Source organism: Streptomyces sp. NPDC046557 (assembly GCF_040645975.1).
Taxonomy (GTDB): domain Bacteria; phylum Actinomycetota; class Actinomycetes; order Streptomycetales; family Streptomycetaceae; genus Streptomyces.
The window spans coordinates 837,687-862,106 of the sequence record NZ_JBEYZH010000001.1 but is presented as its reverse complement, the minus strand read 5'-3'; the positions used below and the strand labels follow the sequence as shown (position 1 = coordinate 862,106).

The 24,420-nt window shown below is 71.4% G+C and carries 16 protein-coding genes; 10 read left to right on the top strand and 6 right to left on the bottom strand.

All coding sequences use genetic code 11. The annotated features are described in order from the left end of the window. Positions 1 to 262 precede the first annotated feature (262 nt). Positions 263 to 565, top strand: coding sequence for an ATP-binding protein (locus ABZ934_RS04090; protein ID WP_361308719.1), 303 nt, complete (start codon positions 263 to 265; stop codon positions 563 to 565). A 61-nt stretch (positions 566 to 626) separates the two neighbouring features. On the opposite strand, the gene ABZ934_RS04085 is transcribed toward ABZ934_RS04090, so the two are convergent. Together ABZ934_RS04085 and ABZ934_RS04080 are read right to left on the bottom strand one after the other, a co-directional pair. After that, entirely contained in the window at positions 627 to 1,685 is a 1,059-nt protein-coding gene (locus ABZ934_RS04085; RefSeq protein ID WP_361308232.1) for a DUF2637 domain-containing protein, read from the bottom strand. Between the two features lie 231 nt (positions 1,686 to 1,916). Beyond that, positions 1,917 to 2,738, bottom strand: coding sequence for a (2Fe-2S)-binding protein (locus ABZ934_RS04080; RefSeq protein WP_361308230.1), 822 nt, complete (start codon positions 2,736 to 2,738; stop codon positions 1,917 to 1,919). A 153-nt stretch (positions 2,739 to 2,891) separates the two neighbouring features. Between ABZ934_RS04080 and ABZ934_RS04075 the strand changes: the two genes are divergently transcribed. Continuing rightward, positions 2,892 to 3,566 (top strand): GntR family transcriptional regulator, encoded by a 675-nt coding sequence (locus tag ABZ934_RS04075; RefSeq protein WP_361308717.1) that lies wholly within the window; start codon positions 2,892 to 2,894, stop codon positions 3,564 to 3,566. A 477-nt stretch (positions 3,567 to 4,043) separates the two neighbouring features. On the opposite strand, the gene ABZ934_RS04070 is transcribed toward ABZ934_RS04075, so the two are convergent. Beyond that, a complete protein-coding gene (locus ABZ934_RS04070; RefSeq protein ID WP_361308228.1) occupies positions 4,044 to 4,802 on the bottom strand; it encodes a hypothetical protein in 759 nt (252 codons plus the stop codon). Positions 4,803 to 4,980: 178 nt separating this feature from the next. Then, positions 4,981 to 6,657, bottom strand: coding sequence for a PucR family transcriptional regulator ligand-binding domain-containing protein (locus ABZ934_RS04065; protein ID WP_361308226.1), 1,677 nt, complete (start codon positions 6,655 to 6,657; stop codon positions 4,981 to 4,983). A gap of 249 nt (positions 6,658 to 6,906) precedes the next feature. Between ABZ934_RS04065 and ABZ934_RS04060 the strand changes: the two genes are divergently transcribed. The 8 genes from ABZ934_RS04060 (at position 6,907) to ABZ934_RS04025 (ending at position 17,316) form a co-directional block, all read left to right on the top strand. Further along, positions 6,907 to 7,803 carry an FAD binding domain-containing protein gene (locus ABZ934_RS04060; RefSeq protein ID WP_361308224.1) on the top strand — a complete coding sequence of 299 codons (897 nt, stop codon included), beginning with the start codon at positions 6,907 to 6,909 and terminating at the stop codon, positions 7,801 to 7,803. Positions 7,804 to 7,805: 2 nt separating this feature from the next. After that, on the top strand, positions 7,806 to 8,402 hold the full coding sequence (locus ABZ934_RS04055; protein WP_361308222.1) for a (2Fe-2S)-binding protein: 597 nt from the start codon (positions 7,806 to 7,808) through the stop codon (positions 8,400 to 8,402). 2 nt (positions 8,403 to 8,404) lie between these two features. Continuing rightward, the gene (gene pucD / locus ABZ934_RS04050) at positions 8,405 to 10,810 is read left to right on the top strand and encodes a xanthine dehydrogenase subunit D (protein WP_361308220.1); all 2,406 of its coding nucleotides are present in this window, start codon (positions 8,405 to 8,407) and stop codon (positions 10,808 to 10,810) included. A 327-nt stretch (positions 10,811 to 11,137) separates the two neighbouring features. After that, positions 11,138 to 12,601, top strand: a complete 1,464-nt coding sequence (locus ABZ934_RS04045) for an NCS2 family permease (protein ID WP_361308218.1) — start codon at positions 11,138 to 11,140, stop codon at positions 12,599 to 12,601. Positions 12,602 to 12,674: 73 nt separating this feature from the next. Beyond that, on the top strand, positions 12,675 to 13,826 hold the full coding sequence (locus ABZ934_RS04040; RefSeq protein ID WP_361308216.1) for an XdhC/CoxI family protein: 1,152 nt from the start codon (positions 12,675 to 12,677) through the stop codon (positions 13,824 to 13,826). A gap of 129 nt (positions 13,827 to 13,955) precedes the next feature. Continuing rightward, positions 13,956 to 15,242 (top strand): YncE family protein, encoded by a 1,287-nt coding sequence (locus tag ABZ934_RS04035; RefSeq protein WP_361308215.1) that lies wholly within the window; start codon positions 13,956 to 13,958, stop codon positions 15,240 to 15,242. 124 nt (positions 15,243 to 15,366) lie between these two features. Continuing rightward, on the top strand, positions 15,367 to 16,065 hold the full coding sequence (locus ABZ934_RS04030; protein WP_361308213.1) for a glycoside hydrolase family 6 protein: 699 nt from the start codon (positions 15,367 to 15,369) through the stop codon (positions 16,063 to 16,065). A gap of 18 nt (positions 16,066 to 16,083) precedes the next feature. Further along, positions 16,084 to 17,316, top strand: coding sequence for a GNAT family N-acetyltransferase (locus tag ABZ934_RS04025; protein ID WP_361308212.1), 1,233 nt, complete (start codon positions 16,084 to 16,086; stop codon positions 17,314 to 17,316). Between the two features lie 57 nt (positions 17,317 to 17,373). Here ABZ934_RS04025 and ABZ934_RS04020 read toward each other — a convergent pair whose 3' ends face one another. After that, positions 17,374 to 19,590 (bottom strand): germacradienol/geosmin synthase, encoded by a 2,217-nt coding sequence (locus ABZ934_RS04020; RefSeq protein WP_361308210.1) that lies wholly within the window; start codon positions 19,588 to 19,590, stop codon positions 17,374 to 17,376. A gap of 244 nt (positions 19,591 to 19,834) precedes the next feature. Then, the gene (locus tag ABZ934_RS04015; RefSeq protein WP_361308208.1) at positions 19,835 to 24,112 is read right to left on the bottom strand and encodes a ricin-type beta-trefoil lectin domain protein; all 4,278 of its coding nucleotides are present in this window, start codon (positions 24,110 to 24,112) and stop codon (positions 19,835 to 19,837) included. Between the last annotated feature and the right edge of the window lie 308 nt (positions 24,113 to 24,420).

The following is a 24,420-nucleotide window of genomic DNA, read 5'->3' as shown; positions in this document are numbered from 1 at the left end:
GAGTGCGGATTGCCCCGGCGGGCATGCATCCCGTAGACCTGTTCGAGAGTGCGGGTCGATTCGGAGAGGCGAACTACGGGGGAGGTACATCGCCGTGCGGGTGGGGGCGAAGACCGGGAAGCACTGGAGGAGAGGGCGGCCGGTGCCGCGCGAACCGTCCGTCGAGGGCGGCGGGGCGGTGGACGCACCGGAGATCGTCCACAGCGTCCGCCGGGCGGACCTGAAGGCCGTGGGGGACGTGCGACGGTCCCTGCGGGAGTTGATGCGCCACCGGTGCCGGGCGGACGCCACCGAGGTGGCGGAGCTGCTGATCACCGAACTCGTCACCAACGCCTTGGTCCACACCGAACAGGGCGCGGAGGTGTCCGCGTCCATCGCCGAATCCCGGCTCCGGGTCGAGGTCCGCGACTACGCCGCCCGCCGGCCCCGCCCGCACGTACCGTCCGCCGACGACGGTACGCACGGCAGGGGACTGGTTCTGGTGCAGGCGCTGGCCGACGACTGGGGCGTGGACGCGCTGGTACCGGGGGCGGGCAAGGTGGTCTGGTTCGAACTCGACGGCTGAGGACCGGTCCGGGCGCGCGCGACCGCGCGTCCGGACCCGGCCCCGGCCCCGGTGTGGACGATCAGCCGAACTGTTGTTCCAGATCCTTGAGTTTGCGCTCCAACGAGTCGAGCCGGGGAATCGTCTGGGTGTCGTCCTCGGCAGTGAGGTCGACCGTGCGGGGACCGGTCGGATCACCCGACTCGGTTGCGCTCACGGCTTGCAGGGAGGGCCGGCGTCGCAGGGGCAACTGCTCCGCATCCGATATGGCCGGCTCCGCGCCGACCGGCGCGGAGCCCGACCCGGGGACCAACCCCGGCAGTTCGACCTGGCGACCGCGCGAACGCCCGAACGCCCTGTTCTGTCGGCCCAGCGCCTTGATGCGCGCCCGGTCGAGCCGGTTCTGATCGCGCCTGCGGTGCCGGTCCTGCTCCTTCTCCCGCTTGTCCTCACGCACTTCGTCCACGGCCTCGTCGAGGGTGCGGACTCCTTCCAGCAGCATGAGCGACCACGCGCCGAAGGTCTCCCGGGGCGCCCGCATCCAGCGGACCATCCGGATCTGCGGCAACGGCCGCGGGATCAGACCCTGTTCGCGCAGCGCCGCCCGGCGGGTCTGCTTGAGGGCCCGGTCGAAGAGGACGGCCGCGGAGAGCGACATCCCGGCGAAGAACTGCGGGGCGCCGTCGTGGCCGCTGCCACGGGGCGCGTGCACCCAGTTGAACCAGGCCGCCGCGCCCGCGAACAGCCAGACCAGCATGCGCGAGCCGAGCGCCGCGTCGCCGTGGCTCGCCTCGCGGACCGCGAGTACCGAGCAGAACATGGCGGCGCCGTCGAGGCCGAAGGGGACGAGGTACTCCCAGCCCCCGGACAGGTTCAGGTTCTGCCGGCCGAAGCCGACCAGCCCGTGGAAGGAGAGCGCGGCGGCGACGGCCGCACAGCAGAACAGCAGGACGTACGAGGCCGTTCCGTAGACGGCCTCCTTGCGCCGGCGCCGCTCCTCGCTGCGCTCCCAGGTGTCCTCGGCCGCGGCCTTCTCGCTCTCGCGCTTGCCCCTGGCCAGTACCGCCACTGCCGCAAGTACGCCCAGGATCAACAGGCCGCCGGGCAGCAGCCAGTCCAGCGATATGTCGGTCAGTCTCATGCGGATGTCCTTGCCTCGCGTATGCGGCTTTCCGGGCGCCATAGTGGCGCAGCCGGTCGGCCGCGCACGCGGGTTTCGGGTCAAGTGGACGCCTTCGGGGGGTGGGGCACGCCGGATAGGGTGTTGTCACTCGAACAGCGCTGCGGGCAGTGCGAGTTGTGTTCGAACCAAGGTCACCCGTAAGGGTGGGTTGCGTTCGGCCCCGCCGGCGTCGAGGCGCGGGCCGGCGGGTCAGGCCGTCGCCGTGAGGCGGGTGACGCGGGTCGCGTCGCAGGTGCGGGGACAGGTCAGGCAGGTGTCCTCGGGCCGGATGGTGTAGAAGAGGCAGCAGCCGGCCCGGTCGCGGGTGGGCAGGGGCGCGCCGTCGTGGCCCGCGAGCGTACGGAAGCCCGCGCCCGCCGGGTACGGAGCGGTCGAGCCCGGCAGCAGCGCCTCCAGTTCGGCCCGGGCCCGCTCCTCCTCGCCGAGCAACTGCCCGGCGTACCACAGTCCTTCGACGACCTCGTCGGTCACCATCCCCCACAGGGCGCGCCGGCCGCGCCGCATGCGGGGGCCGAAACCTTCCAGCACCGGGCCGAGGTGCGCGGCCACGGCGTCGCGCACCTCCCGGCGCAGGACGTCCTCGTCGGGCACGACCCGGGCTCCGGGGAGGGCGGCCGCCGGATCGTCGGGGAGGCAGGCGAAACCGTCGACCTCGACGCGGAGGCGGCCGAGGCCGCGATGGAACGCCACCCGCGCCGGGCGCGGTACGCGGCGCTGGAGGAACCAGGGGACGGTGATCAGCAGGCAGGCGGGCCAGGCGTACCGGTGGAAGCCGAAGCCGGCCACGACGTCGGGGCGGCCGGGGCGTCCGTAGTCCCGGAGCACCTGGGCGGCGTCCCAGGCGAGGTGGGCGTCGAGCACCGGGCCGCCGGCGGCGAGCTCGTCGGCGCCGGACCACCCCGCCTCGCGGGGGAGGGGCTCGTCGGGGCCGAGCTCGTCGATCTCCAGGGAGGGGTAGACCTCGGCCAGGCGTCGGTAGGCGGCTGTGACGGCCGAGGTCGGAAGGGTCATGGCGGTACACCGATCGCTGATCGTTTGAGGTTAGCCTTACCTTACTAGATCGGTAGCGGCGACACGTCGGAGGGAGGGCGGCCCGTGTCGCCTATTCTCGGAGCAGGTCGAGACCCGGAGGAGGACCGAGTGCACGAAACGGCCCACGACCGGGTGTCGGCCGACACGGTCGAGGAGACGGACCGGGAGACGGTTCCCGCCCGGAAGGTGCGCCGCCATTCGGTGCGCGGTCAGGTACTGGACGCGTTGCGCGCCGCGCTGGTCGACGGCGGGCTGGTACCCGGCGAGATCTACTCGGGCCCGGCGCTGGGCGAGCGGTTCGGGGTGTCCGCGACTCCCGTGCGCGAGGCGATGCAGCAACTGGCGCTGGAGGGGGCGGTGGAATGCCTCCCGAACCGGGGGTTCCGGGTGCTGAGCCGCAGCCCGCGGGCGCTGGCGGAGCTGGCGGAGGTACGGGCGCTGCTGGAGGTACCGGTGATGCTGAGGCTGGCGCGGGACGTACCGGCGTCGGCCTGGGCCGGGCTGCGGCCGGCGGCGGCGGCGACGGGGGAGGCGGCGCGGGCCGGTGACCTGGCGGCCTACGGGGAGGCGGACCGGGCGTTCCACCGGGCGGTGCTGTCGCTGGCGGGGAACGACCAGCTGGTGCGGTTGACGGAGGAGCTGCACCGGCGGGCGATGCTTCCAATGCCGGGCGCGCCACGGGTCCGGCGGGCGGAACTGGTGGCGGACGCGGCGGAGCACGCGGCGCTGCTGGAGGCGTTGATCGCGGGCGAGGTCGGGGTGGTCGAGTCCCTGGTACGGGACCACTTCGCGGGCGCGCCCGGCTGATTCTCCCTGGGGGACCGCGCGCCTCAATCTCCGGTCGGGGCTGGGTTTGCCCGGCCGGTGCGGCTCGGCTGTGCGGCCCCGGCTTCGCCCCGGACCCCGCGCCTCAATCGCCGGCGAGGCTGGGGTGGGGGGCTGCATTGGTCCGCGCCCCAACGCCGGCGGGGCCGGAGTGTGTCTCGCGCGACCGGCGGTACGGCAGGGGCAGGGCCCCGGCCCAAGTGCCGGCAGCGGCGCCGCACGTTCCGGCCCCAGGCAGGTACGGCCCTGAGCGCCGCCGCGTGGCCGGGCCATCTCAGCCCCGCCGGCGTTTGAGGCGCGGGGTGTCGAGCGGAGCGCCGCACGGCCCGCCGGGGCCCCGCGCCTGCTCCGGCGGAGTCGGAGGCCGCGGGGCAAGGCCCAGTCGGCGAAACCAGCCCCGCCGGCGTTTGAGGCGCGGGCCGCGGGGCCGGGGCGGCTCGGTGGGGTCCCCGGCAGGGGTCAGGCCGGGCTGGGGTGGAGTTGGTCCGCCAGCCAGGTGGGTATGCCGCCCAGGAGGTGGAAGAGGCGGCGGGCCTCCGCCCGCAGGCGGGCCGCCTCCGGCTCCGGTTCGACTTCGGCCAGGGCCGCCAGCGCCGGGGCCGTGCCCACCAGGAAGCCCAACTCCTCCCGTATGCGCAGGGATTCAGCGAAGCCGTCCCGGGCCTCCGCGACCTCGCCGTCCCGCAGGGCCAACGCCGCCAGGTGGCGCCACGTGAAGGACAGCAGCAGCGTGTCCCCGTGCGCCGTCGCCCCCGCGTGCGCCCGGTGGTAGGCCGGTCGGGCCGCGTCCGGGGCGTCCGCCAAGTGCTCGGCGACCAGGCCCCGGCGGAAGTCCAGCAGCGGCCGGCTCCGGGATCCGAGGGACAGCAGCGCCGCCGCCCGGCCCAGCGCCGAGCGCGCTTCGTCCGCCCGGTCCCGCACCCCGAGCACCGTCGCGGCGTAGGCCAGTTGGCCCCGCTCGCACGCCGCCGCGCCCCGCTCCTCGTCGTCCTGGGCCACCGCCTCCGCGATCCGTAGGGCGTCCTCCGCTTCTGCCCAGCCCTGGCCCGTGAACAGGCACCGTTCGACCAGCAGCGCGGTCCGCTGCACGGCGGCCCGCGCGCTGCCCGCGTGCGGCGTCAGCAGGGCCGCCGCGTCGGTCCAACAGCCGCGCGAGCGCAGCCGCCATATCGCCCGCTGGAGGGGGTCGTCTCCCCCCGTGGATCCCGCACCGGACATGGCGGTATCCGCCACATTGCCCTCCCCAAAGCAATCGAGCAGCACGTCGTTGAGCCCTGGGGCGAAATGAGAGCACGGATCAACGGCTCCGGCCAAGGGGTCGGGTGAACTCTTTCACAAAGTCCGGACGGCTCGTCAGCCGTTCCCCCGCCGCCGGAGCGATTTCCCGCGCGCCCGATCAGCTCATGCGCAGGGCCAGGAAGAAGTCCAGCTTGTCCTCCAGCCGGGAGAGGTCGCGCGCCGTCAACTGCTCGATTCGCCCGACCCGGTAGCGCAGGGTGTTGACGTGCAGGTGCAGCCGCGTCGCGCACCGGGTCCAGGAGCCGTCGCAGTCCAGGAAGGCTTCCAGCGTCGGGATCAGCTCGGCCCGGTGCCGGCGGTCGTAGTCCCGCAGCGGGTCCAACAGCCGCGCCGTGAAGGCGCGCCGGACGTCGTCCGGGACGAAGGGCAGCAGCAGGACGTGCGAGGCGAGCTCGTGGTGGCCCGCGGCGCACACCCGCCCCGGGCGGGCGGCGGCCACCCGGCGCGCGTGCCGGGCCTCCTCCAGCGCCCCGCGCAGCCCCTCGGCGGAGTGCACGGCCGCGCTGACGCCCAGCGTGAGCCGCCCGTCCTCGGCCAGACCGGCCGCCAACGGTTCCCGTACCGTCGTCAGCAGCTCGTCGGCGTGCAGCGCGGAGTCGGGGCCCTTCTCCTCCCCCGGCTCCGCGGGCAGCGCGGGCAGCGGCACGAGCGCGATGGCCTCGTCACCCGCATGGGCCACCGCGATCCGGTCGGACGGCTCCGGCCCCGACAGCGACGGGTCGACCAGGATCTCCTCCAGCAGCGACTGGGCCACCGGGCCGCCGGGGATGTCCCCGTTGTCCCAGTCGACCCGGGCCACGACCACCTGCCAGTGCGGGGCGGCGCCCAGCCCGGGCAGCAGCACCGGCGCGGCCACCCGCAGGCGGGCGGCGATCTCGGCCGGCGGGGCACCCGTCTGGACCAGCTCCAGCACCTCCTGCGCCAGGCGGCGGCGCACCGTACGGGCCGCGTCCCGCCGGTCCCGCTCGACGGCGATCAGCTGGGTGACGCCCTGGAGCAGGTCGAGCCGCTCGGCCGGCCAGTCGCCCGCGTCGGCCTCGACGGCGAGCAGCCAGTCGGACAGCACGCTTTCGCGAACGTCGCGGGTGACGGCGCCCGGGGCGCGCCCGTGTCCCCTGATCGGAAACAGCGAGTAGGTAATACCCTGGATCGAGATCCGGTGGGGTCCCCTGCGGCCCGTCCGGACCGCCGCGAGGTGCTCGCCGGCCAGTGTCGCGCAGATGCCCGCAGCCAGCGGCTCGCCCGCTCCGGCGATCTGCCGGCCGGTCGGGGAGAGCACCCAGGCTCGGAGATCGAGGTCCGTGGTGAGCAGATCGAGCACCACGTCGGGGCCGCCACCGGCCGGACCCGATGTCATCAGGCGGCGGTGCCGGTCCACGACCGCCGCCAGGTCCCCCGCGCGTTCCCCGGAGACCTGCCGCACCACGTACTCCGTGATGGTGGCGAACGCGACGTCCTCGTTCACGGCGAACAGGGGCAGCCGGTTGCGCAGACAGGCCGATACCAGGTCGTCGGGGATGTCCCCCAGCTCCGCCTCGCCGGCCGCGAGTCCGGCGACCCCCGCACTCGCAAGGATTCGTACGAAAGGCTCGGAGTCGGCTGAATTTCTTCGCCACGCCAGGCCGGTCAGGACAAGTTCGCCTCCGGAGAGGTATCGGCTGGGATCCCTCAGGTCGGTCGTCATGACCCCGCGGACCGTCCGGTCGAGTTCTTCCTCGCCGCCCAGCAGCCGCAGCCCAAGCGCCTCGGTTTCCAGCAGTGCGCGCAGCCGCATGATGTCGCCGCCGATCTGTCTCGATGTTGCCGTTGGAAATCGGGCAGGTCGTCGCATCCTGCCTTTCATACGAATCTACAAGACGAGGGAGGTCGTCAGCCAACTCCTTCATGGTTTCGGTGACTGCACCCGAACGAGGAGCGGCTTGTGTACTGGCTACACACCGCGTTAACACCACGTGAACGACCGGTCGAGTGCCTCTGGACGCCTGGCTTGAAGTGAACGACACGATGAAGAAGAGGGCCGCTCATGGACTTCCTTCGCCCCGCAAGCTGGGAGGAAGCGCTCGCCGCCAAGGCCGAGTTCCCCACCGCTGTGCCCATCGCGGGTGGCACTGACGTCATGGTCGAGATCAACTTCGACCACCGTCGGCCGGAGTACCTCCTCGACCTGAACCGCGTCGCGCTGCTGCGTGAGTGGGAGGTCGGTGAGGACGTGGTGCGCCTGGGCGCTTCCGTGCCGTACACGCAGATCATGGAGAACCTCCGTACGGAGCTGCCCGGACTCGCGCTCGCCTCGCACACGGTCGCGTCCCCGCAGATCCGTAACCGCGGAGGTGTGGGCGGCAACCTCGGTACCGCCTCGCCGGCCGGTGACGCCCACCCCGCGCTGCTCGCGGCCGGCGCCGAGGTCGAGGTGGAATCCGTACGCGGCTCCCGCCTGCTCCCCATCGACGCGTTCTACACGGGTGTCAAGCGCAACGCGCTGGCCCCGGACGAGCTCATCAAGACCGTCCACATCACAAAGGCGGACGGCCCCCAGCAGTACTCCAAGGTCGGCTCCCGCAACGCGATGGTCATCGCCGTGTGTGCCTTCGGCCTGGCCCTGCACCCGCGGACCCGTACGGTCCGCACCGGCATCGGGTCGGCCGCGCCGACCCCCATCCGGGCGAAGGTCGCCGAGGAGTTCCTGAACGCCGCGCTCGAAGAGGGCGGCTTCTGGGAGTCCGGCAAGGTCATCACCCCGTCGATCGCCAAGCAGTTCGGTGACCTCGCCTCCGGCGCGGCCAACCCGATCGACGACGTCCGCGGCACGGCGAAGTACCGCCGTCACGCGGTCGGCATCATGGCTCGCCGCCAGCTCGTCTGGACCTGGGAGCAGTACCGCGGCACCGGCAACGGCCGCTCGCTCGAAGGGGCTGCGTAATCATGCGCGTCAATTTCACGGTCAACGGCCGACAGCAGGAAGCGGACGACGTCTGGGAGGGCGAGTCCCTCCTGTACGTCCTGCGCGAGCGGCTGGGTCTGCCCGGTTCGAAGAACGCCTGTGAGCAGGGCGAGTGCGGTTCCTGTACCGTCCGCCTCGACGGCGTGCCGGTCTGTTCCTGTCTCGTCGCCGCCGGCCAGGTCGAGGGTCGCGACGTCGTGACCGTCGAGGGCCTGGCGGACTTCGCCAAGCAGCGCGAGGAGCACGGCCACGGCGGTGCCTGCGGCGGCTGCGGCACCAAGGGCGTCGCCCTGGACGAGGCCAAGCAGTGGTCCGCCAGGGGTGCCGATTCCCGGACCGGCGAGGGCGCCCCGCTCTCCACCGTCCAGCAGGCGTTCATCGACGCCGGCGCCGTCCAGTGCGGGTTCTGCACCCCGGGCCTCCTGGTCCAGGCCGACGCGCTGCTGGAGACGAACCCCTCCCCGTCCGACCAGGACATCCGCGAGGCCCTGTCCGGCAACCTCTGCCGGTGTACCGGCTACGAGAAGATCCTCGATGCGGTCCGCCTCGCGGCCGCCCGTCAGGGAGAGGTGGTCTGACCATGGCGCAGAACGCCCGCTCGGTCCCGGCCGGAGCACCGACCAACGTCAGCCAGAAGCACCACCGGGGCGGCATCGGAGAGTCCGTGCTCCGCCCGGACGGCACCCTGAAGGTCACCGGCGAGTTCGCGTACTCCTCGGACATGTGGCACGAGGACATGCTGTGGGGCCAGACCCTGCGCAGCACCGTCGCCCACGCCGAGATCGTCTCCATCGACGTCTCCGAGGCGCTCGCGATGCCCGGCGTCTACTCGGTGCTGACCTACGACGACCTGCCGGCCGAGACGAAGAACTACGGCCTGGAGATCCAGGACACGCCGGTCCTCGCCCACGGTCGGGTACGTCACCACGGGGAGCCGGTCGCCCTCGTGGCCGCCGATCACCCGGAGACCGCCCGCCGGGCAGCCGCCAAGATCAAGATCGACTACCGTGAGCTGCCGCTCGTCACGGACGAGGCGTCCGCCCTGGCCCCCGACGCGCCGCTGATCCACGAGGGCCGCGACGACCACCACATCGGTCACGTCCCGCACCCGAACATCCTGCACCGCCAGCCGATCGTCCGCGGCGACGTGGCGGAGGCCCGCAAGCGCGCGGACGTCATCGTCGAGGGCGAGTACACCTTCGGCATGCAGGACCAGGCGTTCCTCGGCCCCGAGTCCGGCCTGGCCGTACCCGCCGAGGACGGCGGTGTCGACCTGTACGTCGCCACCCAGTGGCTGCACTCGGATCTCAAGCAGATCGCCCCCGTCCTCGGTCTCCCCGAGGAGAAGGTGCGCATGACGCTCTCCGGTGTCGGCGGTGCCTTCGGCGGTCGCGAGGACATCTCGATGCAGATCCACGCCTGCCTGCTGGCCCTGGCCACGAACAAGCCGGTCAAGATCGTCTACAACCGGTTCGAATCATTCTTCGGCCATGTGCACCGCCATCCGGCGAAGCTCCGCTACGAGCACGGCGCCACCAAGGACGGCAAGCTCACGCACATGAAGTGCCGCATCGTCCTGGACGGCGGCGCCTACGCGTCGGCCTCCCCGGCGGTCGTGGGCAACGCGTCCTCGCTCTCGGTGGGCCCGTACGTCGTCGACGACGTGGACATCGAGGCGATCGCGCTCTACACGAACAACCCGCCCTGCGGCGCGATGCGCGGCTTCGGCGCCGTCCAGGCGTGCTTCGCGTACGAGGCCCAGATGGACAAGCTCGCCGCGAAGCTGGGCATGGACCCGGTCGAGTTCCGGCAGCTGAACGCCATGGAGATGGGCACGATCATGCCCACCGGACAGGTCGTGGACTCCCCGGCGCCCGTCGCCGAGTTGCTGCGCCGGGTCAAGGCCCGCCCGCTGCCGCCGGAGCGCCAGTGGGAGACCGCCGGCGAGTGCGCGGACATCCGCGCGCTTCCGGGCGGCCTCTCCAACACGACCCACGGCGAGGGCGTCGTCCGCGGCGTCGGCTACGCGGTCGGCATCAAGAACGTCGGCTTCTCCGAAGGCTTCGACGACTACTCCACCGCCCGCGTGCGCCTGGAGGTCATCAACGGCGAACCCGTCGCGATGGTCCACACGGCCATGGCGGAGGTCGGCCAGGGCGGGGTCACCGTCCACACCCAGATCGCCCGTACGGAGCTGGGCGTCACCCAGGTGACCATCCACCCGGCCGACACCCGGGTCGGCTCCGCCGGTTCGACGTCCGCCTCGCGGCAGACGTACATGACCGGTGGCGCGGTGAAGAACACCTGCGAGGCCGTCCGCGAGGCCGTCCTGGAGATCGGCCGCCGCAAGAACGGCTCCTACCACCCCGCCTGGGCGACCGCCGAGTTGCTCCTGGAGGGCGGCAAGGTCGTCACCGACGGCGGCGAGGTCCTCGCGGACATCGCCGACATCCTGGAGGGCGAGGACGCGATCGACCTGGAGCTGGAGTTCCGGCACCGGCCGACCGTCCCGTTCGACCTGAAGACCGGCCAGGGCAACGGCCACGTCCAGTACACCTTCGCCGCGCACCGCGCGGTGGTGGAGGTGGACACCGAGCTCGGCCTCGTCAAGGTCGTCGAGCTCGCGACCGCCCAGGACGTCGGCAAGGCCCTGAACATGCTCTCCGTGGTCGGCCAGATCCAGGGTGGCACCACCCAGGGCCTGGGCGTCGCGATCATGGAGGAGATCATCGTGGACCCGAAGACCGCGAAGGTGCGCAACCCCTCCTTCACGGACTACCTGATCCCGACCATCCTCGACACCCCGACCATCCCGGTCGACGTCCTGGAACTCGCCGACCCGAACGCGCCGTACGGCCTTCGCGGTATGGGCGAGGCCTCGACTCTCTCGTCCACCCCGGCCGTCCTCGCGGCGATCCGGCAGGCGACCGGTCTGGAGCTCAACAAGACGCCGATCCGTCCGGAAGCCCTCACCGGCACCCTCTAGGACGGCGTCGTCCGGGCCGTCAGGCCTCCGGACCCCCACAGACTCTCCGGGCGGTGTGACATCGGGAACGTCACACTTCCAGTCGCACCGCCCGGAGTACCAAGTCGGAACACGTCGGACCGCACCGCTCGCGGCCCGTCCCACCGGCGGTAGTCCCCCCACGCAGGACCCGTAGTACCGCAGTACCCGCGCCACCGCAGTACCCGCAGTAACCATCGCGTCGCCTCGGGCCGTCACCCCGGGTCGTGCAGCCAAACGCAGCATCCCAAATCCCGCGATCTCCAATCCCCATGCGGGTGCCCCTTTGAACCTTGGGAGTTAGGCACCATGACCCAGTCGTCTGTGGAGCCCAAGACCACCGCGGAAGAGGCCGGCGACGGCACTCGTACCCCCGCCGGACGTTCTTGGCTCGACCGGTACTTTCACATAACGCACAGAGGATCGAACCTCGGCAACGAAATTCGCGGCGGCGTCACGACCTTCATGGCCATGGCGTACATCCTCCTGCTCAACCCGCTGATCCTCTCCGGCAAGGACGTCGCCGGAGACACCATGAGCCAGAAGGCTCTGATCACGGCCACGGCCTTCGCCGCGGCCCTGACCACGCTCCTCATGGGCTTCGTCGGCAAGGTGCCGCTCGCCCTCGCGGCCGGCCTGTCGGTCTCGGGCGTGCTGTCCTCGCAGGTCGCGCCCCAGATGACCTGGCCGCAGGCCATGGGCATGTGCGTGATGTACGGCGTCGTGATCTGTCTCCTGGTCGTCACCGGCCTCCGCGAGATGATCATGAACGCGATCCCGCTCGCGCTCAAGCACGCGATCACCATGGGCATCGGCCTCTTCGTGGCCCTGATCGGGCTCTACAAGGCCGGCTTCGTGGGCAACGGTCCGGAGTTCGCTCCTCCGGTCAGCCTCGGTGCGACAGGTCAGCTCTCCGGGTGGCCCGTCTTCGTCTTCTGCCTGACCCTGATCGCCATCTTCATGCTGCAGGCCCGCAAGGTCCGCGGCGCGATCCTGATCGGCATCGTCGGCGGAACCGTCGTCGCGGCGATCATCAACGCAGTCGCGAACGTCGACCCGAAGGCATGGAAGAACGGCGCGCCCGAGCTCTCCGGCTCCGCCATCTCGATGCCCGACTTCTCGCTGTTCGGCAAGGTCGAGTTCGGCGGCTGGGGCGACGTCGGCGTGATGACGATCGGCATGATCGTCTTCACCCTGGTGCTCGCCGGCTTCTTCGACGCCATGGCCACCATCATCGGCGTCGGCACCGAGGCCAAGCTGGCCGACGAGCAGGGCCGCATGCCGGGCCTGTCCAAGGCCCTGTTCATCGACGGTGCCGGTGGCGCCATCGGTGGCCTCGCGGGTGGCTCCGGCCAGACCGTGTTCGTCGAGTCCGCGACCGGCGTCGGCGAGGGAGCCCGCACAGGTCTCGCCTCCGTGGTCACCGGCCTCTTCTTCGCCGCCTGCCTCTTCTTCACCCCGATCACGCAGATCGTCCCGGGTGAGGTCGCCTCCGCGGCCCTGGTCGTCATCGGCGCGATGATGATGCAGAACGCCCGCCACGTGGACTGGGCCGACAGCGCGACCGCCATCCCGGTGTTCCTGACAGTCGTGCTCATGCCGTTCACCTACTCGATCACGGCCGGCGTCGCCGCCGGTGTGATCTCCTACGTGGCCATCAAGGTCGCGCAGGGCAAGGCCCGCGAGATCGGCGCCTTCATGTGGGCGCTGACCGTCATCTTCGTGGTGTTCTTCTCGCTCCACCCCATCGAGGGATGGCTGGGCGTCAAGTAGGGCGGGCGGTGACCGCCCCCTGACCCTCCACGCATCCGATACTGGAAGCCGAACCTCTCCGAGGAGGCCGAACATGCTGGACATCGCCGAAGAACTCAACCGGTGGGTCGAGCAGGGTCGTGACTTCGCCGTCGCCACGGTCGTGGCGGTCGGCGGCAGCGCCCCACGGCAGCCCGGGGCCACCCTCGCCGTCGACGGCGAGGGAACGGTGATCGGCTCGGTGTCCGGCGGATGCGTGGAGGGCGCTGTGTACGAGCTGTGCCGGCAGTCCCTTCAGGACGGCCAGAGCGTCACCGAGCGCTTCGGCTACAGCGACGACGACGCCTTCGCCGTGGGTCTGACCTGCGGCGGGGTCATCGACATCCTCGTCACCCCGGTTCCCGTGGGCTCTCCGGTACGGGAGGTGCTCACGGCCGCGCTGGCCGCCGCCGCCCGTGGGGAGGCGGCGGCGGTCGCCCGGATCACGGAGGGCCCGGCGGAGCTGATGGGCCGCGCGGCGCTCGTCCGCGGTGACGGCTCGTACGAGGGCGGCTTCGGCGCCCATCCCGAGTTGGACCGCACCATCGTCGAGGAAACCCGCGCCATGCTGGACGCGGGGAAGACCGGGGTGCTGGAGCTCGGCGCCGACGGCCGGCTCTGCGGAGAGCCGCTCAAGGTGCTCGTCGAGTCCAGCGTCCCGCCCCCACGGATGATCGTCTTCGGCGCCGTCGACTTCGCCGCCGCGCTGGTGCGGATCGGCAAGTTCCTCGGCTACCACGTCACCCTGTGTGACGCCCGGCCGGTGTTCGCCACGAAGAACCGTTTCCCCGAGGCGGACGAGATCGTGGTCGACTGGCCGCACCGCTACCTGGAGTCCACGGAAGTGGACTCCCGGACCGTCCTGTGCGTGCTGACGCACGACGCGAAGTTCGACGTCCCGCTGCTGGAGGCGGCCCTCAAACTGCCGGTCGCCTATGTCGGCGCCATGGGCTCCCGCCGCACCCACGAGGACCGCAACAAGCGCCTGCGCGAGGTCGGCGTGAGCGAACTGGAACTCGCCCGGCTGCACTCCCCGATCGGCCTGGACCTCGGCGCCCGCTCCCCGGAGGAGACCGCGCTGTCCATCGCCGCCGAGATCGTCGCCAACCGCCGCGGCGGCACCGGCGCTTCCCTGACCGGCGCCCGGATACCGATCCACCGCGAGGGCGCCAACACCGTGGTGGGCCGGATCGGTTCCGTCGCTTGAAGAGCTGACCCGCTTGCCTGAGCCGAATCCGTTTCCACCAAGTGGCGTGACCCCGAGGGTTGCGCCCTTTCGTCGTTCCGCCTATTTTACCGGCCGGTAACAGCGCCTTTCCGTAACGGAGTTGAGCGAATGTCCCGGTTCCCCGCACGTACCCTGCTCGCCGCCTGCGTGCTGGCCGCGGCCACGCTCGGTGCCGCTCCCGTTTTCGCTCCCGCTTTGGCATCCGCCTCCGCCTCCGTGCCCGGGTCCGCCCCGGCGGCCGGCGCCGCGCCACGGGAGGTGTTGTTCGTCGGGAACAACTGGGAAGGCACCGCCGATGTGCTCGCCTCCACCGGCGATCTCGCCAAGGTCGGCCGGATCAACGTCATCCCAGACAAGGACGAGCGGCTGCGGGAGATCTACCTCGACCCGGTGAAGCTCGGCTTCTTCCTCGGCATCCGCGCCACGGCGGGCGAGGGCCACGACCAGTACGTCGACGACATGTACACCACGCCCGACGGCTCCGCCGTCGTCGCCTCCCGGCCCAGCTTCGCCGACGTCGTCTCCATCGACGTCCGTACCGGCCGGATCAACTGGCGGTTCCCCGTGGCCGGGTACCGCGCCGACCACATGGCGCTGTCACCGGACGGCACCCGGGTCGCCGTCTCCGCCTCGACCGCCAACACCGTGCACGTCCTGGACATCGCCACGGGCCGACAGGTCGGCTCCTTCACCACCGGGGACAAGCCGCACGAGAACACCTTCACGCAGGGCGGCCGTTACCTGTGGAACAGCTCCATCGGCGACGTTACCTCCGCCCTCGACGCGCCCTGGCTCGACTGGACGAAGGGCGACCGGAAGATCACGGTCGTCGACGCCCGCACCTTCCGCACGGTCCGGGTGATCGACATGCGCCAGCGCCTCGACGCCTTCGGCCGCCCCGACCTCTCGGACGCCGTGCGGCCCATGTCGTTCAGTCCCGACGAGTCGAAGCTGTACTTCCAGGTCTCCTTCTTCAACGGCGTGGTCGAGTACGACGTGGCCGCCGACCGCATCACCCGGATCAAGGAACTGCCCGGCAATCCCGCCACCAGCACCGACCGCACCACCTGGGTCAACGACTCGCGCCACCACGGGCTGTCGATGAGCCCCGATGGCAACAAGCTCTGCGTCGCGGGAACCATGGACGACTACGCGACGATCGTGGACCGGGCCACCCTCACCGAAGCGCCGCCGGTGGCCGCCGTTAAGCCCTACTGGGCCACGGTCGACGGCGACGGACGCGGCTGCGTGATCTCCGAGAGCGGGGCCGACCGGGTCACCGCCATCGACTTCGCCACCGGCGCCAAGCGGGTCTCCGTGCCCGTCGGCGACCACCCGCAGCGCGTCCGGCTCGGCCACGTCCCGGCAGGCTGGAGCGGCCCGGCGGCGCGCTGACCCGTACCGCAGCGCGCCCGTACGCCGGGGCGCTCGCACGGCGCGTGCCACTACCGCCGTACGCCCGGACGCCACGCCGGGGCCGCACCCGGGCGGGTTGCGGTCTTCGGCCGGGCGGGTAACGGTGCTTGACCCGGGCCGGTGCGCTGCGTCGGCGTCCGGGGCGTGTACCGCCGACTGCTCGCCCGTACGGCCCTGTTCGCCGCGGTGTGCGCCACCCTCGCCGCTCCCGCGACCGCCGCGACCGCCGCGATCGCCGAGCCCGATCCGCCCGCCGCCCCGGCCGCCCCCGGGGCTCCCGCCGCCGAACGGGCGCTGTTCGTGCGCCGCCAAGCCGGCCGCCGCCGCACAGGCCCGCGAGCCGGCCGCGGCCGGACGCGGTGCGGAGGCCGAGGCGCTCACCGCGATGGCCGCGACCCCGCACGCCGTCTGGCTCGGGGACCAGACCCCGGTCCGGGCCGAGGCCCGGGCGCGGGAGACCGCCCGGACCGCCGCCCGACGGGGCACACTGCCCGTCTTCGCGCTCCACAACGTGCCGGGCCGCGACTGCTCGCGGTACTCCGCCGGCGGGGCCGAGGGCGGCTCCGCGTACCGCGCCCGGATCGACGCCGTCGCCCGCGGCATCGGCGACCGGCTGCACGACGCCAAGCTTTGGATCAAGTCCCGGGGGAGTCCGACAGAGCCTGCCTGCGCGGGGCGGCCGGTCCCCGCGACCCCGAGCGCGGCGTCGCGGACCCCCGGCCGGGACCTGGTTCCCGGAGCAGGCGCTGGAACCGGCCAGGTTGGCGAATCCGGCCATTATGAGATGAGCGGTCCCCGATGACCGATTAGTCTCCGAATCATGGTGGACATCCACGCGGTACCCGAAGCCGACATCGACCGCGCGCTGGAACTCGCGTACCTGGCCTTCCACGACCGGCCGGGGAAGGAGGTGCGCGAGCGGCACCACACGCTGTTGACCCGGTGCGGGCGCATCGGCGCCTACGACGGCGACGCCCTCGTCGGCTTCATGGCCGCCCACGACTTCCGACTCTCGGTGCCGGGGGCGGACCTGCCCTGCCCCGGCCTCACCTTCGTCGCGGTCGCCCCCACCCACCGCCGCCGGGGCGTGCTCAGCGCGCTCATGCACGAGCAACTGCGCCGCACCGCCGCCGAGGGCGCCCCGATCGCCGCGCTGTGGGCCTCGGAGGCCGCCATCTACGGCCGGTTCGGCTTCGGCGGCGCCACGCAGGGCGCCACCGTCGAGATCGACTCGACGCGACCGCTCGGCCTGCGCGTCCAGCCGGACCGGCGCCCGCTGCGGCTGATCGACCCGGCCGACGCGCCCGCCGTGATCGGGCCGTACCACGAGGCCGCCCGCGCGACCCGGGCCGGCCGCCCCAGCCGCGACCGGCATCGCTGGACGGACGGGTGGCTGTGCGAAGAGGACGAGGAGGACGAGGAGTTCAGCCCGCCGAGGATCATCGCGTCGGGCGAGCCCGGCCGACCCGTCGCGGGCTACGTTCTCTACCGCACGAAGCCGGAGGGCGACGACGGCCCGCTCCGTACCCCGGGCGTGGTCCGGGTGGACGAGTTGGAGGCCGACACCCCGCAGGTCGCTGCCGCCCTCTGGCAGTGCGTCGCCTCCCTCGACCTGACCGGCACGGTGCAAGCGTGGTGCCGGCCGCTGGACGACCCGCTGCTGTCCTTCGCCGCCGACCGGGACCAAGTGCGGGTGACCGCCCTGTTCCCGGCGCTCTGGCTGCGCCTGGTCGACGTACGGGCCGCGCTGACCGCCCGGGCGTGGGCGGCGCCGGTGGAAGTGGTGCTGGAACTGGCCGATGTACACCTGCCCGCCAACGCCGGCCGGTTCCGACTCAAGGCGGGGCCGCAGGGGGCCACGTTCGAGCGTGCCGGGGCCGACCCCGATCTAGCCTTGGACGTCAGGGAACTGGCCGCGGTCTACCTGGGCGGGACCCGGGTCACGGAGCTGGTGGCCGCCGGGCTGGTGCAGGAGCGCGCGCGGGGCGCGGCGGCGGCGCTCGACGCGGCACTGCGGGTGGACCTGCTGCCGCACACGGCCGACGAGTTCTGAGGGGCCGAGGGCCCGGGGGCGGGGGCGGGCGAGCGGACCGCCCCCGCGCCGTGGGGGTCAGGCGGGCAGGGAGATCCGGGCCGCGGACATCCCGAACGCGGAGTCCCAGACCTTGGTGGACAGCCCGTCCGGCAGCCGGTGCAGGTCCTCCGGCCGGTAACGGCGGATCGTCCGGTGCCAGTTCAGGATGCCCGCGTGCCAGTCCTTCAGTTCGTCGACGTAGCCGTCGAGGGCGGCCCTGGCCTCCGCGCTCAGCTTCCAGTCGTCGTAGAGCAGCGGCAGTTGGTCGGCGACGATGTGCTCGAACTCCTCCGTGCGTTGGGTCATCAGGTCGTGGCAGATGTGCAGGGCCTCCGGATAACCGATGTCGAAGAAGTTCCTGGTGACCAGGATGTAGTTGTGGACCTCGCCCTCGAACTCCACTTCCTTCTGGTACGAGAAGATGTCGTTACTCAGGCACGCGGCGTCCGCGACGGCGTTCTCCAACGACCGGATGGTGCCCGAGGAGTAGATCTGCTCCGGGATGCCCCGGCCCTGGTGTCCGAGCCGGCACAGGTACATGGTCAGGTACGAGCCGAAAGTGCGGCGGCGCATCTCGGCGTAGTCCACCGGGTCCGGGATACGGTGCTGGATCTGGTTGTCCACCTCCCACAGCCAGCTCTCCAACATGTCCACGAGCGTGGCCCGGAACTCGGTGCGCTGCTCGGGGGACATGCCGGCGCTGGTACGCACCCACAGTTCGGCGAGACCGCGCTCCATGGCGGTGGCCGGCTCGGGCTGCTCGGCGTGGTCGACGGGGATCATGGAGATGAGACGGGCGGTGGTGACCTTGGCGGCGGCCAGGTTCTTGCCCTGCGCGAACACCACCGGGTAGTAGTCGTCGCCGTACGTGCCCCAGGTCAGCCACGAGGCGTTCAGCGCGAGCGACTCGGCGGTGGCGTCGGGGTCGATGCCGGCCGAGCAGACGGCGAAGTCGTAGCCGCGCAGCTTCTCCTCGGTCCAGATGGCCGATCCGGGATCGCCGGGCTGGGGGTCCAGCATGCCCATGCGCCGCGCCCAGGCCACCGATTCCTCCCGGGCGTGCGCGAGGTGTGGACTGAGGGTGAGCCGGTGCGGCATGTAGATGTCGGGGATCACGGAAGGGCCGGTGGGCTCGAACGGGACGTGGGTGAAGCTGCGCCGGCGCAGTTCCATCGCCCGGGGTTCCAGGATCGAGCGGAGGTCGAGGGCGGTGGTGCCGAGGCCGCTCGGCAGGAACGGCAGGGTGACCGGGGCGGTGGCCCGGGCCTCCTTGTTCATGTAGCGGCTGGAGACCATGTGCCATTCGTGGCCGCCGGACTGCCAGTCCTGGAGGCCCTTGGCGTAGGCGAGGACGGCCGCGATCTCGGCCGGGTCCATGGCGTGGTCGGCGAAGAGCTGAGGGAGTTCGGCGAGGGCGGTCTGCTCGAACTGCTGGAGGCGGGAGGTGAGCAGGTCGTTGGCGGATTCGGCGGCCTGCTGGGTGGTGCACCCGAGGAAGGTCTCCAACACCAGGATAGCGTTGGAGAGTTCGCCCTCGTCGCCGACCTCGCGCTCGTAGGAGAAGATGTCGTTCCTGATGTGCACGGCGTCGGAGAAGGCGTCCCGCAGCACGCCGAGTGCCCGCGAGCGCGCGACCCTCGCGGGAACTTCCGCGGACACGTACTCCACGAGCCCCGCCGACCAGGGCGCGCCGCCGACCTTGCGCCGCATCTCGATGTATTCGAGCGGGTTCGCCACCCGGCCGATGTTGATGTTGGCCAGTTCCCACATGGACTCGTTGAGCAGGTTTCTCGTCGACTCGGAGAATCGTTCCCGCCAGTCCATCGACATCGCGGGCACCGTGCGCAGCCACAGGTCCCGCAGCCCCGCCTCGACCGGGTTCGTCGGTTGCGGGAATCCGTCGGCCAAGTCCATGGGCATGAAGGCGGCCAGGCCGTCGAGGTACGCCTTGGCGCCCGCGCGGTCCTGGGAACGCTTGTACTGCTCCAGGAAGTGGTCGTCGAAGAAGAACACCCACACGTACCAGTCGGTGATCAGACTCAGCGCGTCGCTGTCGCAGTCGGGGTGCGTGTAGGAGCACAGCAACGCGTAGTCGTGCGAGTCGAGGTCCTTCTCCTCCCAGACGCCGGACCCCTCCAACATCCCGAAGCCGCGGGCCCACCGCTTGGTGTGGGCTCTCGCGGCCTCCAGATGCGGGTTCAGTCGCGCCGGATAGGGCACGTAGAAATCCGGCAGTTGAAACGGCTGTGTCACGGCGGGTAGGGCCTTTCCGTCCGAGGGTGCGGGGACCCCGAGGATCCGGCCCCCCGCACGAGATCAGCACTGCCCTACCCCGGTTGCCGGTCCCCCAAAGGGCAGTTCACCGCATCAGGTGACGAAGTCGCCGTTCCCCGGCGCGGCGGCGCCCGGCGTGGGATGGAAGGGCGGGAAACGCGGGAGACCGCCTCCCCGGGCAGGGGAGACGGCCTCCTCGGTGTGCGCGGGACGCGCTCGTGCGCTACGCGGTGCTGGGCACCGGCAGCGGGGCGGTGCCCAGGGCGGGGAGGGTCCAGCGCTGGGCGTTGCTCTGGTTGCAGTCCCAGAGCTGGAGCTGGCCCCCGTTGGCGGTGGCACCCTGGTTCAGGTCGACGCAACGGCCTGACACGGGGTTGTAGATGCTGCCGTCGGCTCGCGGCAGGAACTGCTGCGCCGGGTGGTCGTGGCAGGTCACGGCCTGGACCAGCGTCCCCGATGCGGTTCCGGCGTCCTTGGCGTCGAGGCACTTGCCCTGGATGCGGATGGTTCCGTCGGTCCGGACGTCGAACTTCTGGGCAAGGCCGCCGCTGATCTCGTTGCAGTCCCAGATCTGGATCTTCGCGCCGTCCGAGGCCAGGTCTGCGCAACTGGTGCCGGTCAGGGTGTACGAGATCTTGGTGGTGCTGCCCGGGGCGGCGGGAGGCGCCGCGTACGGATAGACGGCCAGGTTGCTGACTCCGCCGGTGAAACCACCGAAGAAGTCCGGCTTGCCGGCGACCTGATACCGACCCATCACCAGCGGGCCGGCTGCCGCCGGGCTGGTCGAAGCCAGGTGGTTGCCGGAGGCCGCGAGGGTGCCGTTGACGTAGAGGCTCATCGAGCCCGTCTCGGCGTTGTAGACGGCGGTCAGACGCTGCCAGGTACCCGGGGTGTACCGGGCCGTCGTGTTGAGGGCGTCGGACCTGTCGTACGGCCAGCTTCCGTCATCGGCTGTGGCGAGGCCGAAGCGCCAGTTGCCGTCGGCCGGATCCGCGTAGAGGACGAAGGCGCTGTTCTTCGTACCGTCCTGGCCGGCGATGAGCCCGCCCTGCGCGCCCGGCTTGGCCCAGGTGCTGATGGTGAAGCTCTTGCGGGTGTCGACCACCGGCCCGGTCGTCGTGATGGCCGAGCCGGCGCCGCCGAACGCGGCGTACGCGGAGGTGCGGTCGCCGATCTTCTCCGAGGGGAAGGTGACCCCGGACGTGGTCGCGGGGTAGGTGCCGACCGAGCTGGGGGTGGTCGTGCCGGTCTGGCCGGTCAGCTTCCACTGGGCCTTGGGCATGTTGAGGTTGCCCAGGGTGATGGTCGCCGTGTCGAGGCCCGTGACGGTCGGGTTCGTACCGGTCGTGCCCACGCCGTTGAAGGCGACGAGTTGCTGCTTGGCGTCGACGGCCCACAGGTCGGGCAGTCCGTCGCCGTTCAGGTCACCGTTCGAGCCGACTCGGGGGTAGGCAGTCGGGTCGACGTTGCCGGTCAGCACACCCGCTGCCGGGTCGGTGAAGCCGGTCAGGTCCGGGTTGTCCGCCGTGCCCTTGACCGAGAAGGCGTGCAGACTGCCGTCGGACTTGGCGCGCGCCCACAGGGTCGGGAAAGCGGTGCCCTGCGCCCGGCCCGGGGCGATCAGCTCGTAGCCGTCCCAGCGCTGGTCGTTGGCGGAGAGCAGGACGGCCTTCGCCGCCAGTTGGTTGGTGGAGCCGGCGGTAGCCAGCCACAGGCGCCCGTTCTCGATGAACAGCAGGGAGGTGCGGGGCAGCGCTCCGTCGCCGTCCAGGGTATCGCCGGCAGGGGACCCGAAGGCCGCGATCTGTGTGACGTTGGCCCAGTTGGCGCCGTACCCGTTCGCCGCGCAGTCGATGACCGTACCGGCCGGGTTGGCGCAGCCGGCGGGCTTGACGACGGTGGTCGGGGCCTGGGTGTCGAACTGACCCCCGATGCCGTTGTTCGTGTAGAGGTGCAGGCTGGTGTTGCCCGGCTGATGGGCGATCAGGTCGTCGATGTCCTTGAAGCCCAGGCTGCCGCGGTGGGCGATCTGGATGCCGTTCCAGCCGTTGCCGCCGGGGGCCGGACGGATCCGGGCGTTGGGAGCCGCTGCCGGGTCGGTGCCGCCGCCGATCTGGCGGAGGTTGCCCGCCGTGTCGGGCAGCAGGACATCGGCCTTCTTGTCCCCGTCGACGTCGCCGAAGAGGGGCGCCGCGCTGCTGGGGTCGGACGGCGCGTAATAGCTGTACGCGACGGGTTGGGACAGGTTGCCCGCGACGTCCTGCGTCTGCAGGTACACGAAGTTGGTGCCCCAGCGGGACGGGGTGATCTTGATAGCGGCCTTGCCGCCGGTCAGCTTGGTGACGCCCGGGTCGGTGTCGGTGCACTTCCAGTTGGTGGCCGCGGCCTTGATCGGGTCGGTGGTCCAGCGCGCGCAGGCGAGGCCGGAGGTACGGCCGCCGGCGGCCGGGACCGGGTCGGCGCCGGTGAGGGTGAAGGTGCCCTCCTGGCCGGCGAGCTTGGGGTGGGCGCCGATGGTGCCGGACTCGGGGAAGTCGGTGGAGCTGACCGAGGCGGTCGGCGCGGTGCGGTCGACGCGGAAGTAGCACCACTCGGTCTCGGCACTGGTGAGCGTTTCGTCGGTCGTGCGTGCCGTCCAACCGTACTGGTGGCCCTCGGTCAGCCGACCGATGTCGACGGTGGCCTCTCCGTAGCTGCCGTTCCACCCGGTGGTCGCGTACACGGTCTTGCCGGCGTTGTCGTCGTCCCAGAACTGGAACGTGGTCTGGAGCTGGCGGCCGGTGGCCGAGTAGGTGGAGGTGGTCAGGGTGATGTTGTTGTTCGCACCGATCCAGCCCGGGTTGTCCCAGGGGTTGGCCGTGCCGGCCGTGCGGCAGTCCGCGTAGGAGGCGGTGTCGGCGAAGCCGGGAGTGGGGCGGCTGCGGGGCCACCAGACGGTGGGCTGGATGTCGTACGTGACCTTGACGTGCGGGGTGTTGGCGAAGCGCTGCCGGTAGTACATGTTGTTCTCGTCGTCGGGCGCCAGGCCGAACGAGAAGGTGGGCCACTTGTCCCGCGCTGCGGTCTGCATCTGCGACTTGACGTCGAAGGAGATCTCACCGGACCCCGACATGGTGACGGAGCCGATCTTGGCGCAGCCCTGCATGGTCGAACCGGTGCCGCAGGGCTGCCGGGTCCACATGGTGGGGTTGGAGATGTACCCGGTCAGGTACAGCCCCATGGGGGTGGGGGTACTGGGGCTGGAGGAGGAGACTACGGTCGCGTACAGGCGGGCGTCGAGAACGACGGCGCCTTGCAGGACCGGGTTGACCCCGACTTGGAAGTAGGCGCGCTCGCGGCCCTTGCGCGTGCAGGTCGAGTAACCGCAGTAGCCGGTGGCGGGTGTGTCCTTGCCGTCGGCGGTGGCGTTGTACTCGTTGGTGTCGGGGTAGGCCTCCTGAACCTGAGACCACGCCTGGGTTCCGTTGTCGACGTCCGGGTTCCAGCCCGGATCGATGTACCAGGGGCCGGTTCCCCTGCCCAGGACGGTGGCGTCCGGGACGAGTTGGATGGTCTTGGAGTCGGTCGACGTGGCGATCGGAGCGACAGCCGCGCCCTGGCCGGGGCCGTCCGCGCTGGAGACGGCCGGCCGTTCGGCGCCGGACTGTCCGGCGCCGGGCTGCCCGGTGGTCGGCTGGTCCGCGGTCGGGGCTGCCTGAAGGCTGCGGGCACCGGACTTGGCGATCGGCGCCTGAGCCGCGGCGGGGCTGCTCGCCGCGGTGGCGGCGGAGTCCCACAGGAGCGGGGTGGGGGCGGAGAAGCGGGTCTTGCCCTGCTCGTCCGTGGCCTTGAGGTTGCCGGCGCCGTCCGCGCTCACCGTGAGGCCGTCGGCTTCGACGGCGAGCTGGATCCTCTTCACCGCGGGGTCGGCCGCGGCCTCGGGGGTGCGGACGATCAGCACCTGACGCCAGCCGCCGACCGGGGTGGCGGTCAGTTCGAGGTCGACGTCGGGGAGCACGCCCGGGTAGAGCGCGTCAGGCCCGTTGAGGATGGGCTTGGGGAGCGCGAAGGGCGCCTTGAGGGACAGCTTCTTGCCGTCGGTGGCGGTCATCGTCGCCATGGGGCCGTTGCCGCCGCCGGAGAAGGCCAACCGCGACGCCGCGGCAGCGGGAGAGACGGTTCCGTCCGGGTTCGCCCGCAAGGTGGCGTCGAGCGCCTGCCAGGTACCGTCCGACCGCTTGACCCGCTCCGGTACCGGAGTGGAGTCGGTGGTGAGCGTGCCGTTGGGATTGGCGAAGGTCTGGGAGTTGCCGGTGGTGAGGTGCCCGATGGACACCGCCTTGCCGGTCTGCTTCGCCTGGGCCCGCGCGCCCTCTACGGCCTGCGCCTCGGCATTCGTAGCGGGCTTGCCCTTGGGCGCGGGCCAGTTGGTGTCGGCGGGACCGTGAGCACGGGTGGTGTCACCGGGCATGGCGGCTTGGGCGGGCGGCCCTATGAGCAGACCCGCGCCGAGAGACAGCAACGCGGCCCCGGCAATCGGAAGCGCCGAGCCGCCGGGAACGCGTCGTCTGAGGCCCCCCGGTCTCGGCGTTCCTGAACGAAAGTATGACTGCCTCACGTGAGACGGCCCCCCTGAGCTGTGAGACGGACAGAAGTCAGCCGCACCCTGTCTTCACGTCTGCAATTTTGTCAAAGCGGAATCCGGCCTTGTTGTCCGCTTGGCGACGGGAAACGCCGGCTTGTCCCGCGGGTGATATGGATCATGTAGGCATCTTTTAAGGAATCCCTGTGCGTGTCGAACGCGCATTCCATAGGGTGCGTTCGATCTGG

Excerpts from the sequence above, each read along its gene's own strand:
- ABZ934_RS04090 (WP_361308719.1), top strand. The coding sequence starts at position 263 with ATGCGCCACCGGTGCCGGGCGGACGCCACCGAGGTGGCGGAGCTGCTG.
- ABZ934_RS04085 (WP_361308232.1), bottom strand. The coding sequence starts at position 1,685 with ATGAGACTGACCGACATATCGCTGGACTGGCTGCTGCCCGGCGGCCTG.
- ABZ934_RS04080 (WP_361308230.1), bottom strand. The coding sequence starts at position 2,738 with ATGACCCTTCCGACCTCGGCCGTCACAGCCGCCTACCGACGCCTGGCC.
- ABZ934_RS04070 (WP_361308228.1), bottom strand. The coding sequence starts at position 4,802 with ATGTCCGGTGCGGGATCCACGGGGGGAGACGACCCCCTCCAGCGGGCG.
- ABZ934_RS04065 (WP_361308226.1), bottom strand. The coding sequence starts at position 6,657 with ATGCGGCTGCGCGCACTGCTGGAAACCGAGGCGCTTGGGCTGCGGCTG.
- ABZ934_RS04060 (WP_361308224.1), top strand. The coding sequence starts at position 6,907 with ATGGACTTCCTTCGCCCCGCAAGCTGGGAGGAAGCGCTCGCCGCCAAG.
- ABZ934_RS04055 (WP_361308222.1), top strand. The coding sequence starts at position 7,806 with ATGCGCGTCAATTTCACGGTCAACGGCCGACAGCAGGAAGCGGACGAC.
- pucD (WP_361308220.1), top strand. The coding sequence starts at position 8,405 with ATGGCGCAGAACGCCCGCTCGGTCCCGGCCGGAGCACCGACCAACGTC.
- ABZ934_RS04045 (WP_361308218.1), top strand. The coding sequence starts at position 11,138 with ATGACCCAGTCGTCTGTGGAGCCCAAGACCACCGCGGAAGAGGCCGGC.
- ABZ934_RS04040 (WP_361308216.1), top strand. The coding sequence starts at position 12,675 with ATGCTGGACATCGCCGAAGAACTCAACCGGTGGGTCGAGCAGGGTCGT.
- ABZ934_RS04035 (WP_361308215.1), top strand. The coding sequence starts at position 13,956 with ATGTCCCGGTTCCCCGCACGTACCCTGCTCGCCGCCTGCGTGCTGGCC.
- ABZ934_RS04025 (WP_361308212.1), top strand. The coding sequence starts at position 16,084 with ATGGTGGACATCCACGCGGTACCCGAAGCCGACATCGACCGCGCGCTG.